The organism is Shewanella sp. M-Br (assembly GCF_036245925.1).
GTDB lineage: Bacteria > Pseudomonadota > Gammaproteobacteria > Enterobacterales > Shewanellaceae > Shewanella > Shewanella oncorhynchi.
In genome coordinates, this window is sequence record NZ_BJBV01000019.1 from 95,448 (window position 1) to 112,327 (window position 16,880).

A 16,880-nucleotide genomic window follows, 5' to 3' on the forward strand; every position below is an offset into this window, starting at 1 on the left:
GCGAGTGCATAGTGATACTTTAATTAACCACAAGCACTGGTTAGTGCCGCAAGCCGCGACCGTAAACAATAGCGTTAAGCTTAACGGCTCGAAGCATTATGCTGATTTGAGATAAGACTACAAGTTAGCCGCGTAATTAACACCAATTTAAACGTCGGTATTTGCTAGCATCCGCCAAAGCATGTGCGCTAGCTGTAACGGTTCGCAAACTTCTGTCGATTTCAGCCTGCCACTAACCATTTGAAATAAATAAGCTACCTCAGCAAAGCAAAACTCTATACCATTATATACGCTCGATAACAGGATGTTTCAGTGCCCAAGCATCAATACTTAGACGCAGGTAATCAGGATGAATGATGTCAAACGTCAGTCTTATCAATTTAAAAATAAGTGACACCACAACGCTACAACGTCTTCTCCAACTTTATTACTTTGATTCAACACCTTGGAGTAAAGAAGATATAGGCATTGATGGGTTATATGATGGATCTACAGCCTCAGATCTTGAATCCTATGTTAACTCACAAGAGGCAAAAGCCTACCTCATTTGGGTAAATGAAGTATTGGTAGGCTTTATTCTACTAGATAGGGTTGAAGTTGAAGAAAGGCTTATCTGGGAACTGGCCGACCTCTTTATTCTTCCTAAATATCGCGGTGGTTGGATTGCGCTCGAAGTAGTCCGTCAAATATTTGAGCAGATTAGCACACCAATGCTGGTCGCTACGTTCAAAGAAAATGAACTGGCTTTGCGCTTTTTTAAAGCGGTATCAAAACGATTACAGCTTAATTCAGTACGTGAGTTAATCGAGGATGAAACTACTCCGTTTTATACATTCATCATAAATGAACACATCTAACAATCGATGTCATTCAAGTTTTTCTAAGCCACCCATTGTTTGTAGTGGTACGGTTAATTTGGCCATCTAGTTAGAATTGACCTCAGCAATGTCTACGTTTTTTGACCTTCGCCATACTTATCGTAATGTGAACTAGACGATTGTGAGTAATAGATCTTCCGCGCTTTTGTCCAAAAGCGTGCTGCGTGTCTCCTTAAAACCTACAATTTATGCTAATGCTAAAAAGGTAGGCCATGGTGATTAGCGAGACGACCGTCCGCCCCATGGACGGGGCGGTCGAGCATTGCGAGTCGGTGAGTGAACACCATGGCAAGCCTGTATTAATGAATATCAGCAAATGCTCACAACTCAAGTTACAGTTCCCCTGCACGACTTCCAACACATTTCCATCTACTTTCAACATCACACCAACAAAAATGCTCAATAACTTTATTTAAAGATAACCACCTGCCTTTCACAAAAAACGCATAAATATTCTCATTTAATTCAAAATTTCTGTTGCAAAGGCTCATAAAAGCGGTTAGTTTAAATCCACTTATACGGATAGACGTCCGTAACAACGCATTCAACGCTTCACTGTATTTCGAGCAGTTGAGCCAATAAAGCTAAATACCGAGAGAGTAAAATGAGCCCACTACTGAACGCTATTCACCACCATCACCACCATATGCGGTAGCCTTCGGACGCTCACTGCCGGAGGACTATATCCTTCTGGCGAACTGATTCAAGATGATCATAAACCCCTGGAAGGAATTCCGGGGGTTTTTTGCATTTAGGCGTTAATTTTGGTTTTAATTTTGATTTTAATTTAATAAGAAATTTTAGATATTTTACAAATTATCAATACGTTAGCTAGAGCTCTTAGCAAGATTACTTAGCTAGAGTCCATTAAACGGCAAGACGTATTAAACCGATTAAACAACACATTTTGAATCTTTTAATTTTGATACTTTTGAGCGAGATAACACTATGACTGAATCGAACCGTTTACGCATCGCCATCCAAAAATCTGGCCGTCTTTCTACTGACTCTCAGCAACTGCTAAAAAGCTGTGGTGTTAAATTTTCCATTAATGAACAACGCCTTATTGCTCACGCCGACAATATGCCTATCGATTTGCTGCGTGTTCGTGATGATGATATCCCAGGATTGGTGATGGACGGCGTGGTTGATATGGGGATCATCGGTGAAAACGTGCTCGAAGAGGAACAAATCGAGCGTCAAACACTGAACAAGCCCGCAGATTGCCTCAAACTGCGTCAGTTAGATTTCGGATCATGTCGCCTCTCGTTAGCCGTACCGACAGAATTCAGTTACGCCGATGCCTCCTCTTTAGAAGGATTACGCATCGCCACTTCTTACCCGAACCTGCTGCGCCGTTTTATGCAACAAAAAGGCATAACTTATCGCGACTGTATGTTAAAAGGCTCGGTTGAAGTCGCCCCACGTGCCGGCCTTGCCGATGGTATTTGTGATCTTGTGTCGACGGGCGCAACCTTAGAAGCCAACGGTTTATACGAAACCGAAGTAATTTACCGCTCTATGGCCTGCATCATTCAATCGACCCAAACCCAAACGCCGACGAAACAAGCACTCATCGACAAGATTCTTTCCCGCGTCAACGGCGTTATCCGCGCCCGTGAGAGCAAGTACATACTGCTACACGCGCCAACCGAAACCTTAGATCAAATCGTCGCCCTACTGCCCGGCGCTGAAAACCCAACCGTATTGCCATTAAATGATGATACTAACCGCGTTGCTATCCACGCCGTCAGTACCGAAGATTTGTTCTGGGATACCATGGAACAGTTGACTGCACTCGGTGCCAGCTCGATTCTGGTAATGCCAATCGAAAAAATGATGGGGTAATCTATGGAAATCCTAACTTGGTCAACCTTATCAACCGCCGAGCAGAAAACGGCGCTGAAACGCTCGCCTTTAATTGGTGACAGCGGCTTAGAGCAAAGCGTTCGCGCCATTATCGATGCAGTGGCAACGCGGGGTGATGCCGCCATTGCCGAATTTAATCAAAAGTTTGATGGCTTCAATAGCGCGACCAAAGATTTAAATGGACAAGGAAGTGGCAAGCTGCGCATGGGTGAAGCCGAGATTGCTGCGGCAAGCGCACGGGTATCACCAGAGCTTAAAGCGGCGATAGCCAAAGCCATGGCGAATATAGATGTGTTTCACAGCGCCCAGCAATTTCGTCCGATTGATATGGAAACCGAGGCGGGAGTACGCTGCGAGCTACGTAGCGAACCGATTGAAAAAGTGGGTTTATATATCCCCGGTGGCAGCGCGCCATTAATTTCTACCGTGATGATGCTCGCCCTGCCCGCCAAGATCGCCGGCTGCGAACAAAGAGTATTGGTCAGCCCACCGCCGATCAACGATGCCATTATCTATGCCGCCAATGCCTGCGGGATCACTGAAATTTATCAAGTGGGTGGCGCGCAGGCCATTGCGGCACTGGCCTTTGGCACAGAAACGATTCCCACGGTCGATAAGATTTTTGGCCCAGGTAATCGCTACGTGACTGAAGCTAAACGCTTAGTGTCACAGGATGGCCGCTGCACTGTGTGTATCGATATGCCGGCTGGTCCTTCTGAGGTGTTGGTGATTGCCGATAGCGACGCCAATTGCGAATTTATCGCCGCCGATTTGCTTTCACAAGCTGAGCACGGCCCTGATTCACAAGTGATTTTAGTAACGGATTCGCAAGCTATCGCCGATGGCGTGAATGACGCACTGACAAGACAGCTCGCTGCACTGCCGCGTTGTGATATCGCGGCAACGGCGCTCCTCAGCAGTCGCACTTTTGTTGTTGACGATATGCAGCAAGCCGCGCAGGTTTCTAATCAATATGGGCCTGAGCACTTGATCATCCAAACGCGCTTTCCCCGTGAGGTATTGAAAAATATTCGCGCCGCGGGGTCGATATTTTTAGGCGCTTATACACCTGAATCTGTTGGCGATTATGCCAGTGGCACCAACCACGTGCTGCCGACTTACGGTTACAGCCGCGCCGTGTCGAGCCTGTCATTAGCCGACTTTAGCCGCCGCTTTACCGTGCAGGAACTCAGTGCTAAGGGCTTAATCGGATTGGGGCAAGCGGTCATGACGTTAGCCAGTAACGAATTGCTCGATGCGCACAAAAATGCCGTCGCAGTACGTTTAGCTAGCCTAGAGAAATGATCCGCTTAATGAGATGTGAGTGAAGAAAATGAGCCAAGTGAGCAGCATGGAAAAGACAGCAGAACCCGTAGCATTAGCATCGACGTTAGCACCGGCGCCGCTAACGTTAGCTGAGCGCCTAGCGCGCCCTGAATTACTGGATTTAACGCCCTACCAGAGTGCCCGCAGACTGGGCGGCCGTGGTGATATTTGGATCAATGCCAACGAATCGCCGTTCAATAATGTCGATACGGCAGCGCTCGATTTATCAAAATTGAATCGTTACCCAGAATGCCAACCGCCGCAGCTTATCAGTGCCTACAGCGAATACAGCGGCGTAAGCGCCAGCAAGATAGTTGCCAGCCGCGGCGCCGATGAAGCGATTGAACTGTTAATTCGCGCCTTTTGTATACCAGGCGTCGACAGCATTGCCTGCTTTGGCCCGACGTACGGCATGTATGCCATCAGCGCGAACACCTTTAATGTGGGCGTTAAAGCGTTAAATCTCAGTGCAGAATATGGCTTACCGACAAGCTATGCCGAGGACGTTCGCGGCGCAAAACTGGTGTTTATCTGCAATCCCAATAATCCAACCGGGACTGTGATCGACAAAGCCATTATCGAGCAAGCAATCAAAGCCCTGCCCGATGCGCTTGTGGTGATCGATGAGGCCTATATTGAGTTTTGCCCCGAATACAGTGTGGCGGATTTGCTGGAAAGCTATCCGAATCTGGTGGTACTGCGCACCCTGTCAAAAGCCTTTGCTCTCGCCGGCGCACGCTGTGGTTTTATGCTGGCAAACGAGGCTGTGGTCGAAATCATTATGCGCGTGATTGCCCCCTATCCAGTGCCGCTGCCCGTGAGTGAAGTCGCCACCCAGGCGCTATCAAACGCAGGCGTTGCGCGGATGAAAGTGCAAGTTGCTGAATTAAATGAGCAAGGCGCCAGACTCACCGCGGCGATCAGCGCTTATTGTTCAAAATCGAATAGTTCAGATTCGCGCGCCCGCGTGCTTAAGCCTAACGGCAATTATGTGCTGGCTGAATTTGATGATGTCGCCAAGGTCGCGGCGTTACTACAAGGCAGCGGCGTTGTCGCCCGCGCCTACAAAGACCCAAGGCTTGCCAAGGCTATCCGCTTTAGCTTTAGTTCAAAGGCGGATACCGATGTGTTAGTGAATTTATTTGAATCGCAACACACTGAGCAGTCACCAGAAACGAATAATAAGTAACTGAACATAAAAACTAATAAAACCAATAAAAAGCGAATGCCGCGCTGAAGGTAAAATCAGCTTAAGCATTAGCTAAACGAATTGAATTTGAAGGTAGAGCCATGAACCCACAATTTGTCCCGAACGTTGCACAAAAAATTCTGTTTATCGACCGCGATGGCACCTTGATTGAAGAGCCCATCACCGACAAACAGGTCGATAGTCTAGCGAAATTAGTGTTCGAGCCACAGGTGATCCCCGCTTTGCTACGTCTGCAAAAGGCAGGGTTTCGCTTAGTCATGGTCAGCAATCAAGACGGCCTTGGCACACCGTCTTTCCCGCAGGTAGATTTCGACGCTCCCCACAATATGATGATGCAAATCCTCAAAAGCCAAGGGGTTAACTTTGAAGATGTGGTGATTTGCCCGCACTTTAACGATGAAAATTGCAGCTGCCGTAAGCCTAAGCTTGGGCTAGTGAAAGACTATCTCACCCAAGGCTGTATAGATTTCACCCAATCGGCAGTGATTGGCGATCGCGAAACCGATGTGGAACTGGGCAATGCCATGGGCATTAAAAGCCTGAAATATCAACGCGACACTTTGGGCTGGAACGCCATCGCCGATGCGCTGCTCAATAAAGGCCGCACCGCCACTGTTGTGCGTACCACCAAAGAAACCGATATTCGTGTGACTGTGGATCTCGACAGCCCAGTGAAAGGTAAAATCGACACTGGCATTGGCTTTTTCGACCACATGCTCGATCAAATTGCCACCCATGGTAATTTTAGAATGGATGTGAAAGTCGATGGCGACTTAGAAATCGACGATCACCACAGTATCGAAGACACGGCGCTGGCCATAGGTGATGCCCTGCGCCAAGCGCTCGGTGACAAACGCGGTATTGCCCGTTTTGGCTTTAGTCTACCGATGGATGAAGCCAAGGGTGAATGTCTGCTGGATATCTCTGGCCGACCTTTTATCAAATTCTCAGCCAATTTTGAGCGTGAGCACGTAGGCGAAATGGCCACTGAAATGGTGCCACACTTCTTCCGTTCCTTTGCCGATGGCCTGCGCTGTACGCTGCATGTATCGACCGAAGGCGATAACGATCACCACAAAGTTGAAGCCCTATTTAAAGTGCTCGGCCGCGCGCTGCGTCAAGCGGTTAAAGTCGAAGGCGATATTCTGCCATCGAGCAAAGGCGTGCTTTAAGGCATCAGCATAAATCGTTTAAGAGGTTAGGATGCAACAAGACACTTCATTAACAGCTGGCCGGCAATTAACAGCTAGCCCGCAATTAACAGCAAATGCATCATCAGATGCTGAAACCGTCATCATAGATACGGGCTGCGCCAATTTAAACTCAGTACGTTTCGCCTTCGAGCGTTTAGGCGCTAAGGTATTGGTCACAGACGATAAAGCCAAAATCAAAGCGGCAAAACGTGTGGTGCTGCCAGGTGTGGGCACAGCGGGTGCCGCCATGGCATCCTTGCATGAAAAAGGCTTAGTCGAACTCATTCAAGGCCTGACTCAACCTGTGCTGGGTGTGTGCCTTGGCATGCAAATGTTGGCAGCGATTTCTAAGGAGCGCGGCGGAAAAGGTCAAGATTGCGAGTGCTTAGGCATAATCCCCACCGACATTTGCGAGCTGGATACTGAACTACTCAAAGCTGAAAACTTACCTTTGCCGCACATGGGCTGGAACCAACTTAAGCTAACGACAAACTCACAAGGCGCCAAAATCCCTAGCGTTCACCCGCTGTTTGCGGGCATTGAAGATGGCAGTTATGTGTATTTCGTCCACAGTTACCGCGCGCCGTTGAGTGAATTTACCTTAGCCCAATGTTCCTATGGTGAAGACTTTAGCGCCGCCATCGGCAAAGGCAACTTTATGGGCGTGCAGTTCCACCCCGAAAAAAGTGCCGCCGTGGGCGCGCAAATTCTGCGTAACTTTTTACAGATGGATGAAGCGCTGATGGACAAGTTGGCGCAGAAAAGACTGACCAATGAATAAATTACTTATTAAAAAACCAGTTATTAATAAACAACTTACAAATAAATCAATCGAGGATTTAAGCATATGATTATTCCTGCGATTGATTTAATTGATGGCAATGTCGTCCGCCTTTATCAAGGCGATTACGGCCAGCAGACCACCTTTGATTTAAGTCCTTTGGCGCAGCTGCAATCCTACGAGGCACAAGGCGCTAAGTGGTTGCATATCGTTGATTTAACGGGCGCGAAAGATCCCGCGAAACGCCAAACTCGCCTTATCAGTGAATTAGTGGCGGGACTAAACGCCAATATTCAAGTGGGCGGCGGTATTCGTACTGAAGAACAAGTCACTGAATTATTAGCTATCGGTGTAAAACGCGTGGTGATCGGCTCACTGGCGGTGAAAGAACCTGAGTTAGTCAAACAATGGTTTATCAAATACGGCAGCGAAGCGATTTGCCTTGCACTCGATGTCAATATCAACCAGAGCGGTGAGAAAATTGTCGCCGTATCCGGTTGGCAAAGTGGCGGTGGTAAGAGTTTAGAATCCCTTGTAGAAACCTTTAGCGCGGTCGGCTTAAAGCATGCGCTAGTAACTGATATTAGCCGTGACGGCACCTTAACGGGCGCGAATACCGCGCTTTATCAAGAAATTGCTGCAAGTTATCCCGATATCGCTTGGCAAGCCTCCGGCGGTATTGCAACTCTTGAGGATGTTGCCGCCGTGCGTGATAGCGGCGCGGCGGGCATCATTATAGGCAAAGCCTTGCTTATCAATCAGTTTAACGTGGTGGAGGCAATCCAATGCTGGCCAAACGACTAGTCCCCTGTTTAGATGTGAAAGACGGTAAAGTAGTGAAAGGCGTGCAGTTTCGTAACCACGAAATTGTCGGTGATATCGTGCCCTTAGCCGCGCGTTATGCCGAAGAAGGCGCCGATGAGCTGGTGTTTTATGACATTACTGCCAGCGCCCACGAACGTGTGGTCGATAAATCTTGGGTGAGCCGCGTGGCGGAGCAGATTGATATTCCCTTCTGCGTGGCAGGTGGCATTAAAACCATTAGCCAAGCCCGTGAATTATTAGCCTTTGGGGCGGATAAGATTTCGATTAACTCGCCCGCCTTGACCGATCCAAGTTTAATCTCACGCCTGCAGGACGAGTTCGGCCGCCAGTGTATCGTGATTGGCATCGACTCCTTTTTCGACGCCACCAGCAACAGCTATAAAGTAAAGCAATTTACTGGCGATGAAGCGGCGACTAAGGATACTCAGTGGTTTACCCAAGACTGGGTTGAAGAAGTACAAAAACGAGGTTGTGGTGAAATCGTGCTCAATGTGATGAACCAAGACGGCGTGCGCGGCGGCTATGATATCAAGCAGTTAAGTCTTGTTCGCGCCATCTGCGACGTGCCTTTGATTGCCTCGGGCGGCGCTGGAACTATGGCGCATTTCCGTGATGTGTTTATTGAAGCCAAGGTCGATGCGGCGCTGGCAGCGAGCGTATTCCACAAGGCGATTATCAACATTGGTGAGTTAAAAGCCTATTTAGCGGCCGAAGGGATCGCGATTAGACGCTAGAGCGGTTCTAGGTTCTACAAACAGATTAAGAGTGAATACTATGTCAACCCAAACAAACACTAAGTCGGATTTTAGCCCTGTTCAAGTTAATGAGCTGGATTGGAACAAACAGGATGGGCTCATTGCTGCCGTTATCCAAAATCATTTATCGGGCAAGGTATTAATGCTCGGTTATATGGATAAGGCCGCGCTGGAAAAAACCTTGAGCACAGGTGATGTCACCTTTTTCAGCCGCTCAAAACAGCGCTTGTGGACTAAAGGTGAAACCTCGGGGAATACGCTAAGGTTGGTCGCTATCGATAAAGACTGCGATAACGATAGCCTGTTAGTGCAAGTGATCCCCAACGGCCCAACCTGCCACAAAGGCACCGAAAGTTGCTGGTTAGATGACAATGCGCACCCTTTCTTGAACAACCTCGCGAGCTTAATCACCTCACGTAAAGGGCAAAGTGCCGATTCCAGTTACACGGCGTCTTTGTTTGCGCGCGGCACAAAACGTATCGCCCAAAAGGTCGGTGAAGAAGGTCTTGAAACCGCCCTTGCCGCCGCGACCCACGATAAGGAAGAGCTGGTTAACGAAGCCTCAGATCTTATCTATCACTTGCTGGTATTGCTTGAAGATCAAGATTTAAGCCTTAGTGACATTACAGCAAATTTGTTGGCAAGACATGAAAAGGCGCTGCAGAGCAAAGCATAATCTGCTTACTGATTCTGATTTCACACTAGTCACTGACATCTAGAAATGCCGCACACTTGAGCCAAGTCTGCGGCATTTTTTTATCGCGCGATTCCCTCAAGTGCTATTGCCGCAATGTGAACAATGAATATCTTGCGCCTTAATCCTGTGACAAAAAATAATCAAAATACTGTTGTAATGGTTGACAAGTACAGTTCAGTTCCCTATGGTAACCTCCGTTGCCGCTAGGTTATTAAGGCAAAGCATCAAAACACTTATCCGTTTTTACTCAACACACGCTAAGGCAAGTTTTATGTGTTTCACAGCATTTTATACTCCCTATCTGTAGCCGCAATGGCATAGATAGGCTCCCTCGCCTGACCTTCCATTGTGGCCATATCCTTTCGGATCCGCTGAGCGCCACTGTCTCATTTGCTTAAATTATTTTGTGCTTGAATCATTTCATTATTGAATCGCATCAAAATCCTTTAAGACAGTTGCTTTAGGATCAAGTCTTTATCTCTTTTTCTTGCAACACGCTTTTGAGATCATGTTATGACACAGAATAAAATTTTCGGCAGTTTACTGCTTATCGCAGGCACCACAATCGGCGCGGGTATGCTGGCTTTGCCTATCGCATCGGCTGGACTCGGTTTTGGCACCTCCTCCGCCATTATGCTCATCCTATGGGCGCTGATGGCCTACACGGCACTGCTTATGGTGGAAATACATCAATTCGCCCCCAGCGATGCCAGCCTTAATCACTTAGCGCAGCGCTTATTGGGTCGTAAGGGCCAGTTGATCGCCAATAGCGCCTTGATGTTTTTACTGTACGCCCTCTGCGCCGCCTACATTGCTGGCGGCGGCGAGCAAGTGAACCAAAAGCTGAGCACTTGGCTAGGACTAAATTTGCCACCGCAGGCGGGTGCAATCCTATTCACCCTGCTGGTTGGCGCCATTGTGGGCATGGGAACCCACTGTGTGGATCTCATCAATCGCGGTTTATTTGCCCTTAAGCTATTGGCATTATTGCTTATGTTGGCCTTGTTACTGCCGCAGGTTGAAAGCCCACATTTACTCGAGCTTCCACTTAACCAAGGGCTGATTATCACGGCTATCCCGGTAATATTTACCTCCTTTGGTTTCCACGGTTCGATTCCCTCAGTGGTGCGCTACTTGGGCGTTGAGGTCAAAGCCCTGCGCAGGATCATGTTGTTTGGCTCGGCTTTGCCATTAGTGATTTACCTTTTGTGGCAACTGGGCAGTCAAGGCGTATTGAGCCAAAGTCAATTGCTCGAAAACCAGAGTTTATCGAGCTTTATCAATCAACTGGCGAGCGTACTGCACAGTGAATACTTAAGTAGCGCTATTAGTCTATTTGCCGATCTCGCCCTTGCGACCTCGTTTTTAGGGGTGAGTTTAGGTTTGTTCGATTTTATGGCCTCAAGCTTAAGGCAAGAAGATAATGCAACAGGTCGCAGCTTAACCGCGGCTATCACCTTTTTACCGCCCTTAGGTTTTGCCCTCTTCTACCCTCAAGGTTTTATCACAGCGCTGGGTTACGCGGCGATTGCGCTGGTGATCCTCGCCATCTTTTTACCTGTGGCCATGGTGTGGACACAGCGCCAGACAAGGGACGCGGCCAATATGCCGACGGGATATCGGGTCGCGGGCGGCAAGTTTGCCTTAATGCTCGCCACACTTTGCGGAATTGTGGTGATCGCCGCCCAGATATTTAGCTAGCCGCAATTCACTCACCAAGAGTGAGTTAACTAAAAGTTAGCTAGCCCGAATAAAAGATGAAGTACAAGAGCCTGTAAAACCTCAACTATTGACATCAGGCTCTTGTCTATTCGATGATCCTTTCACATTAGTCAGCTAAGCCCTTGAGTGTTAAACTACCTCAGGTGCTCGTGCGCGATATAAGAGCTCCGAAGTAACCGAACCGAAGTAAAAGTGCCGATGAAATATACACATTCGTGTATTTGTGCACCGCTAAGGCACGAGTTTGATCAGGGCTTAGTGAATAAGGAAAGAAGTCGAACCCAATGCCAATCCACAACAAGCCAAGCCGTAGCAGTGCCTCCGATAGCAAGGCACCTCAACACGAGGCAACGCAGATATCCGCTGGCCCTCGCAGTGGTGCTGCAGGTTCTGGAACAGATACCACTGTAGCAACACAAAGCCGCCGTAAATTCCCCCTGAAAAAAACCTTATTGGCGACCAGCTTAACGGGCATCTTGGCGGGCGTGGCGTTAACTGTGTGGATTGTGAATACCCAGGCTGAAAAACTGATCATGCAGGCGGCAAATTTTGCCCTCACAGGTATGGACAGCGAACTGATTGACATTGAATTAGGGGAAAGTCAGTTAGAACATTGGCGAATTACTTCTGCCAATCTTAGGGTGCATGATAGCCATATCAAGCTTAATGATTTGAATATTCAGCTAAAACTTGACTGGCCACAGAGTTTTGTCGAACTTAAACAGTTCAGCCAAGCCTCTTACCTCACTCAAAAAATCACCCAAATCTCCACAGGTGATATTGAGGTCGAGTTAGGGCAATCACTGTTTTTGCCCAATCGGAATGCCATCGATGAACAAGGCCCCGCATTGGCCTTAGATATCAAATCATTACCACTCATCGATATCGGAAAAACCAGTCTTATTCTCAAAGCCCACCATCTCAATACCCAAAATGATTTACCCGCCTATCGTTTGGTGATGGACAAGTTGAGCCTCAACGGCGCGGGGGAAATCAACAGCGAGTTTAGCCATGCAGGCGAAAGCATCGCCACACTTAAAGCAACACTCGAAACCAACAAATGGCAACTCATGAGTCAAATCCAGCTCGCGCCGCTGCTTGCGAGCTTGCATCAAATCAGCCTGAGGCAAGCGCAAGACAGTGTACTGAGTCCGTTAACTGAGCTTGATAAAGAGTGGCAAGCGTTAGCGATTGATCTACAAGGTCAATTGGTGTCCAACAGCAGTATCACTTTAACCTCAGGCGAACTTATCAGTGAGCATCAATTAATCGATCCAAAGCTGACCTTTAATCAACTAGCTGCACTAGAGCTTGCGCCTAAACCCGAGCTTGCACCTAAGTCTGAGTTAGCATTTAAAATTGCCGGACATTTAGCTGAACTTGACCTAAAACTAGAGCCCTTTAGCTTAGCGCTGAGTCCAAATACAGAGCAGCAACAGCGATTGATGCAGCTACTCGATAAGTCGCTGGCTAAGCCTTTAACTCAACCTTCGTCTCAATCTTTAACCCATCCGGCAGCCAAGACTGCTTCAGAGCAAGTGCCTGATCCGCTAGCGAGTCAAATCGCTAAGCTACTATCGGGGCTCAAAAGTACAGATACACCTGTGGGGATCGCACTGACATTGCCTGAAGCCCTGCACTATCCGCTGACTCAAATTCCGCAAGATGTGCACTTAGCTAATCCCCTTGCGATTAAACTTCCTCGAGTGAAGCTTAAGACCTTAGGCAGTAAGCTAGATACCCAAGTCGATTTGGCCAATGTTGAAATAACAAAATCAACCAAAGCACTGGCCTTCAAAACAGATTGGCGCCTTAATACGAGGCAAACAGGCTCAATGCAATTATCTGAATTGTGGGCAAATCCGCCGCATGACTTTAGCTGGAATAATAGTCAGTTAACGACAGCAGGCACATTTAACTTAGTTCAGACGCCAAGTTCAACCGATTGGCAATTCATCACTGCCACTACCGAGTCGACTGAACTGACTCAATCAACAAAACAAAATACTGGCAACACGCTACAGTTCGCAGTGGGTGAGCTTAAGCGTATTAGCATGCAAAATAAAAATGCGGCTAAACATGCAGAGTTTAGCCTTGGTAGTATCGCGATAAATGCCCTCGCGCCGCTGAACATAAGCTCGCAGCAAAGCACTCATACTCAGAGTTCTGGTATTCAAAACGCTAGCATTCAGAAAGTCAGTCCAGCGCAAAGCTCAGTGCCCACATCTGATACCGCAAACAGGTTAACCCTTGCCATACCACCTTTAACCTTAGCACTGGAGCAACTGTATTTTTCGCAGACCAAACAGACTTTAGTGACAGATGATGTAGTCACTGAGGCTAATGCTGATAAAAATGCTAGCACTAGCATCATAACGAAAACCGATATGAATGCGGGCAGTTTCTCGATTGCATTACAAAAAGCCATGTCATTTGAGCTTAAACCCGATATCGAAGCGCTGTTCGATTCACTACTCGCTACCACTTGGCGTAATCAACTCGCATGGCAAGCCAGTCAGCTAAATATCGAAAAACAGCTCAGCAGCAAAGGCCGCAGCCGCAAAGAAACCGTACTCAAGCTGGACAAGTTAACGCTGGTACAAAGCTTAGATTGGAAAAATAACACGCTCTTTGGTGATGAGCACTGGCAAGTGGGCACGGTTGAGCTGCAAAGCCAACACAAGCTGAACCTTGCCACCGCGAGCAAACCTCTAGTGCTGACGGGGCAATGGGTTGTCGACACTAGCATGACCGAGGCGCTAGCCTTGCTCAATCAAACCCAACCCTTACCATCTGAGCTTAATGTCACAGGTAATAACCAATTACAGGCGCAGTTTAATTTAACCCAACAGCGCGATCAGACCCAATTTGCCATGCAAATAACTCAATCGATGACAGAACTTGAAGGCTTTTATAAAGACATCATTTTTGAGGGGGGAAAACTGCAAGCGCAATGTGAGTTCACTTGGGGGCAATCTTATAAAAAAGAGTCTCATAACAAGCCACAGGATAAAGGCTATTTTAGCAGCCTCAGTAAGCTCAATTGCCCGCAGACGCTGATGACCTTTAACTTATTTGATCCAGGCTTCCCACTGACCGATATCGAAGTGGAAGCCGATATCGCCCTTGGCAAAGATGCACAAAAATTGCCCGACAATTGGATACAACAACTCACAGGCTTAAGTGACACCGATGTTTCCATGACCGCCAAAGGCAAAGTGCTCAGCGGCCAGTTTCTGCTGCCAGAATTTAATCTTAAATTACAGGATAAATCCCATGCCTATCTGTTACTGCAGGCCATGAGTCTAGAAGAGGTCCTGCGTATTCAACCGCAAATTGGCATCTATGCCGACGGCATATTCGATGGCGTGTTGCCCGTCGATTTAATCAACGGCAAAGTGTCGATCACTGGAGGGCAATTAGCCGCGCGCGCACCCGGCGGCCTCATCGCTATCTCGGGCAACCCCGCCGTTGAGCAGATGCGCCAATCCCAACCGTATCTAGACTTTGTCTTTTCGACGTTAGAACACTTACAATACAGCCAATTATCAAGCAGCTTTGATATGGACCAAGCCGGTGATGCTAAACTACTCGTCGAAGTAAAAGGCCGCGGTGAAGGGATTGAACGCCCTATCCACTTGAATTACTCCCACGAAGAGAACATGCTGCAATTATTTAGAAGTCTGCAAATTGGTAATGACTTGCAGGACAGAATCGAAAAATCAGTGAAGTAACAAGGAAACCTCAGTGAAGATAATTCAATTACAGCAAATTAGCATAGGTACCCGAAGCGCACTTATCGCATTGGTAGCCCTAGCCTCATTGCAGGGCTGTACGCCCACAGTCAAAATAGAACCGCCAGATAAACCTATCGTTATCAATCTCAATGTGAAAATTGAACATGAGATACGGATCAAAGTAGATAAGGAATTAGACCAACTCCTATCAGACGATAAGCTGTTCTAATTAAATAAGAATTGAGGAATCACCATGAAATCAATCCGACTAAAAACAAAGTTATTATTGCTATTAACCCTCAGCTTCTTAAGCCTAAGCGCCTTTGCCATGTCACTTCAAGAAGCTAAATTACAGGGCTATTTAGGCGAACAAGCCAACGGCTACTTAGGATTAGTGCAAGCCAATCCCGAAGCCAAAGCCGTGATGGACGACGTAAATAACAAACGCCGCGCCCACTACGAAACCATCGCCAAGAAGAACAAACTCTCCCCTGCCGACGTCGCTAAGCTCGCCGGCGAAAAAGCCATAGCCGCCACAGATAAAGGCAACTATGTGCAAGATGCCAAAGGCAAATGGATTAAAAAGTAGTCCGCTTTTAAAGGGCTCTAGCGCATAAAAGCAAAACGAATAGACATAAACAAAACGCCTGCAATAGCAGGCGTTTTTATGGGTAGATTTTCCGTTAAAAGGCAGATAATTGAGATACCTCCAGCTACCCGGTTCAATTTACTTATTGGCAATGCCAAATGGTATATGTACCATCGGTATGTCACCAGCCTTTGACTCCAAATGACTTCTTTGGTCATCGAAGAACATATGGGGTTTAAGCTTTGACAAAATTCTATCTTTTTCCATACCGCCAAGAAAAAACATCTCGTTGGCACTTACCCCCCAGTCCTCAAGGGTTGTAATAACACGCTCATGGGCTGGTGCATTTCTAGCCGTAACGATAGCTGTAGTTAGAATCCGTTTGTAATTTCGATCTTTTTCAATTTCACGATCTTCAAGTTTTTGCAGGAAAGCGAGCTTTTTGAAAAGATCGGCCAATGGCCCTGGTTTGTGTGGTATTTCAGAATTAGCCACTTCATAAGCGTGGAATTCTGGAAGATCTCCCCCTTTAAATATTGCCTCTGCTTCGTCATCAGCGATAACTCCGTCAAAGTCAAATGCAATCCTTAGCTCATCATTTTCATCATCATTAACTATCTGACTAGGTAAAACCAACCCACCGGGATATCCAGCGTCAATAGCATTTTGCACATATTCCTCGTTTGCTGACAGAAATAATGATGCATTAAATGCTGGGATATACTCAAATGGTGATTTCCCTTCCATGAAAGCTGCTCTGGAAATATCAAGATCGTAATACTTAATCGATCTAAAGACTCTTTTTCCGGTAACCGCTGAATTTCTTGATAATAGTACAACTTCAACAGGTAATTTTTCAGGAAAGCGTCGATTAATTTTCAGAAACCGTTTAATAAAAGGAAAGGCAACACCTTTATCAAGAATTTTGTCTAGGTTATCTTCTTGAAATTTCTTATAAGCTTTTGGTCCTTCTTCCACAAAAACAGCATGCGATTCAGACAAATCAAATAAAGCACTTGATGAAACTGCAACAACTAACTTCCTTTCAATGGGATATGGCATATAGATCCTCTGAGAATTGAACGCTGCCAGTACGCACGGCTTTGTAGTGAAGGAGAAGCCACAACGAAAAAGACGTCGCCGTGCCTAGCCTTGTTTTCATTTTTCGAACTCCGAAAGCATATGGCCCATTTTATGGGCTTTTGTCTCAAGGTAAGGAGCTGAATGCGGAGTTGATTTAATTTCTAACGGCTCACGATTAACAGATATTTGTTTCGAATTGATTCCCGCAACTTTAC

The 16,880-nt window shown here is 47.0% G+C and carries 14 protein-coding genes; 13 read left to right on the top strand and 1 reads right to left on the bottom strand.

The window, feature by feature from the left end; translation table 11 throughout:
* Positions 1 to 356: 356 nt before the first annotated feature.
* The 13 genes from AAA952_RS16110 (at position 357) to AAA952_RS16170 (ending at position 15,582) form a co-directional block, all read left to right on the top strand.
* Positions 357 to 857: a GNAT family N-acetyltransferase gene (locus AAA952_RS16110; protein ID WP_338258484.1), complete on the top strand. Its 501-nt coding sequence runs from the start codon at positions 357 to 359 to the stop codon at positions 855 to 857.
* Between the two features lie 969 nt (positions 858 to 1,826).
* Entirely contained in the window at positions 1,827 to 2,726 is a 900-nt protein-coding gene (hisG, locus tag AAA952_RS16115; RefSeq protein WP_006086295.1) for an ATP phosphoribosyltransferase, read from the top strand.
* A 3-nt stretch (positions 2,727 to 2,729) separates the two neighbouring features.
* Positions 2,730 to 4,052, top strand: a complete 1,323-nt coding sequence (gene hisD / locus AAA952_RS16120) for a histidinol dehydrogenase (protein WP_131525902.1) — start codon at positions 2,730 to 2,732, stop codon at positions 4,050 to 4,052.
* A gap of 28 nt (positions 4,053 to 4,080) precedes the next feature.
* Positions 4,081 to 5,262 (top strand): histidinol-phosphate transaminase, encoded by a 1,182-nt coding sequence (gene hisC, locus AAA952_RS16125; protein WP_131525904.1) that lies wholly within the window; start codon positions 4,081 to 4,083, stop codon positions 5,260 to 5,262.
* Between the two features lie 101 nt (positions 5,263 to 5,363).
* A complete protein-coding gene (gene hisB, locus AAA952_RS16130) occupies positions 5,364 to 6,455 on the top strand; it encodes a bifunctional histidinol-phosphatase/imidazoleglycerol-phosphate dehydratase HisB (protein ID WP_338258488.1) in 1,092 nt (363 codons plus the stop codon).
* Between the two features lie 31 nt (positions 6,456 to 6,486).
* On the top strand, positions 6,487 to 7,257 hold the full coding sequence (gene hisH, locus AAA952_RS16135) for an imidazole glycerol phosphate synthase subunit HisH (RefSeq protein ID WP_338258490.1): 771 nt from the start codon (positions 6,487 to 6,489) through the stop codon (positions 7,255 to 7,257).
* A 66-nt stretch (positions 7,258 to 7,323) separates the two neighbouring features.
* The gene (gene hisA, locus AAA952_RS16140; RefSeq protein WP_338258492.1) at positions 7,324 to 8,061 is read left to right on the top strand and encodes a 1-(5-phosphoribosyl)-5-[(5-phosphoribosylamino)methylideneamino]imidazole-4-carboxamide isomerase; all 738 of its coding nucleotides are present in this window, start codon (positions 7,324 to 7,326) and stop codon (positions 8,059 to 8,061) included.
* The gene (hisF, locus tag AAA952_RS16145) at positions 8,043 to 8,816 is read left to right on the top strand and encodes an imidazole glycerol phosphate synthase subunit HisF (protein WP_006081894.1); all 774 of its coding nucleotides are present in this window, start codon (positions 8,043 to 8,045) and stop codon (positions 8,814 to 8,816) included. Before hisA ends, hisF begins: the two co-directional genes overlap by 19 nt.
* Positions 8,817 to 8,856: 40 nt before the next feature.
* Entirely contained in the window at positions 8,857 to 9,513 is a 657-nt protein-coding gene (gene hisIE, locus AAA952_RS16150) for a bifunctional phosphoribosyl-AMP cyclohydrolase/phosphoribosyl-ATP diphosphatase HisIE (RefSeq protein ID WP_338258495.1), read from the top strand.
* 534 nt (positions 9,514 to 10,047) lie between these two features.
* Complete coding sequence (locus tag AAA952_RS16155; protein ID WP_338258497.1) at positions 10,048 to 11,235, top strand: aromatic amino acid transport family protein; 1,188 nt, start codon at positions 10,048 to 10,050, stop codon at positions 11,233 to 11,235.
* Positions 11,236 to 11,540: 305 nt separating this feature from the next.
* Positions 11,541 to 14,990 (top strand): YdbH domain-containing protein, encoded by a 3,450-nt coding sequence (locus tag AAA952_RS16160; protein WP_338258499.1) that lies wholly within the window; start codon positions 11,541 to 11,543, stop codon positions 14,988 to 14,990.
* 13 nt (positions 14,991 to 15,003) lie between these two features.
* Entirely contained in the window at positions 15,004 to 15,222 is a 219-nt protein-coding gene (locus AAA952_RS16165; RefSeq protein WP_028759774.1) for a YnbE family lipoprotein, read from the top strand.
* 24 nt (positions 15,223 to 15,246) lie between these two features.
* Complete coding sequence (locus AAA952_RS16170; RefSeq protein WP_338258501.1) at positions 15,247 to 15,582, top strand: YdbL family protein; 336 nt, start codon at positions 15,247 to 15,249, stop codon at positions 15,580 to 15,582.
* 138 nt (positions 15,583 to 15,720) lie between these two features.
* Here the strand turns inward: AAA952_RS16170 and AAA952_RS16175 are convergent, their stop codons facing one another.
* Positions 15,721 to 16,644 carry a 5'-nucleotidase gene (locus AAA952_RS16175; RefSeq protein ID WP_338258502.1) on the bottom strand — a complete coding sequence of 308 codons (924 nt, stop codon included), beginning with the start codon at positions 16,642 to 16,644 and terminating at the stop codon, positions 15,721 to 15,723.
* Positions 16,645 to 16,880 lie beyond the last annotated feature (236 nt).

Bases quoted from the DNA above. Each gene is read 5' to 3' on its own strand.
- AAA952_RS16110 (WP_338258484.1), top strand. From the start codon at position 357: ATGTCAAACGTCAGTCTTATCAATTTAAAAATAAGTGACACCACAACG.
- hisG (WP_006086295.1), top strand. From the start codon at position 1,827: ATGACTGAATCGAACCGTTTACGCATCGCCATCCAAAAATCTGGCCGT.
- hisD (WP_131525902.1), top strand. From the start codon at position 2,730: ATGGAAATCCTAACTTGGTCAACCTTATCAACCGCCGAGCAGAAAACG.
- hisC (WP_131525904.1), top strand. From the start codon at position 4,081: ATGAGCCAAGTGAGCAGCATGGAAAAGACAGCAGAACCCGTAGCATTA.
- hisB (WP_338258488.1), top strand. From the start codon at position 5,364: ATGAACCCACAATTTGTCCCGAACGTTGCACAAAAAATTCTGTTTATC.
- hisH (WP_338258490.1), top strand. From the start codon at position 6,487: ATGCAACAAGACACTTCATTAACAGCTGGCCGGCAATTAACAGCTAGC.
- hisA (WP_338258492.1), top strand. From the start codon at position 7,324: ATGATTATTCCTGCGATTGATTTAATTGATGGCAATGTCGTCCGCCTT.
- hisF (WP_006081894.1), top strand. From the start codon at position 8,043: ATGCTGGCCAAACGACTAGTCCCCTGTTTAGATGTGAAAGACGGTAAA.
- hisIE (WP_338258495.1), top strand. From the start codon at position 8,857: ATGTCAACCCAAACAAACACTAAGTCGGATTTTAGCCCTGTTCAAGTT.
- AAA952_RS16155 (WP_338258497.1), top strand. From the start codon at position 10,048: ATGACACAGAATAAAATTTTCGGCAGTTTACTGCTTATCGCAGGCACC.
- AAA952_RS16160 (WP_338258499.1), top strand. From the start codon at position 11,541: ATGCCAATCCACAACAAGCCAAGCCGTAGCAGTGCCTCCGATAGCAAG.
- AAA952_RS16170 (WP_338258501.1), top strand. From the start codon at position 15,247: ATGAAATCAATCCGACTAAAAACAAAGTTATTATTGCTATTAACCCTC.
- AAA952_RS16175 (WP_338258502.1), bottom strand. From the start codon at position 16,644: ATGCCATATCCCATTGAAAGGAAGTTAGTTGTTGCAGTTTCATCAAGT.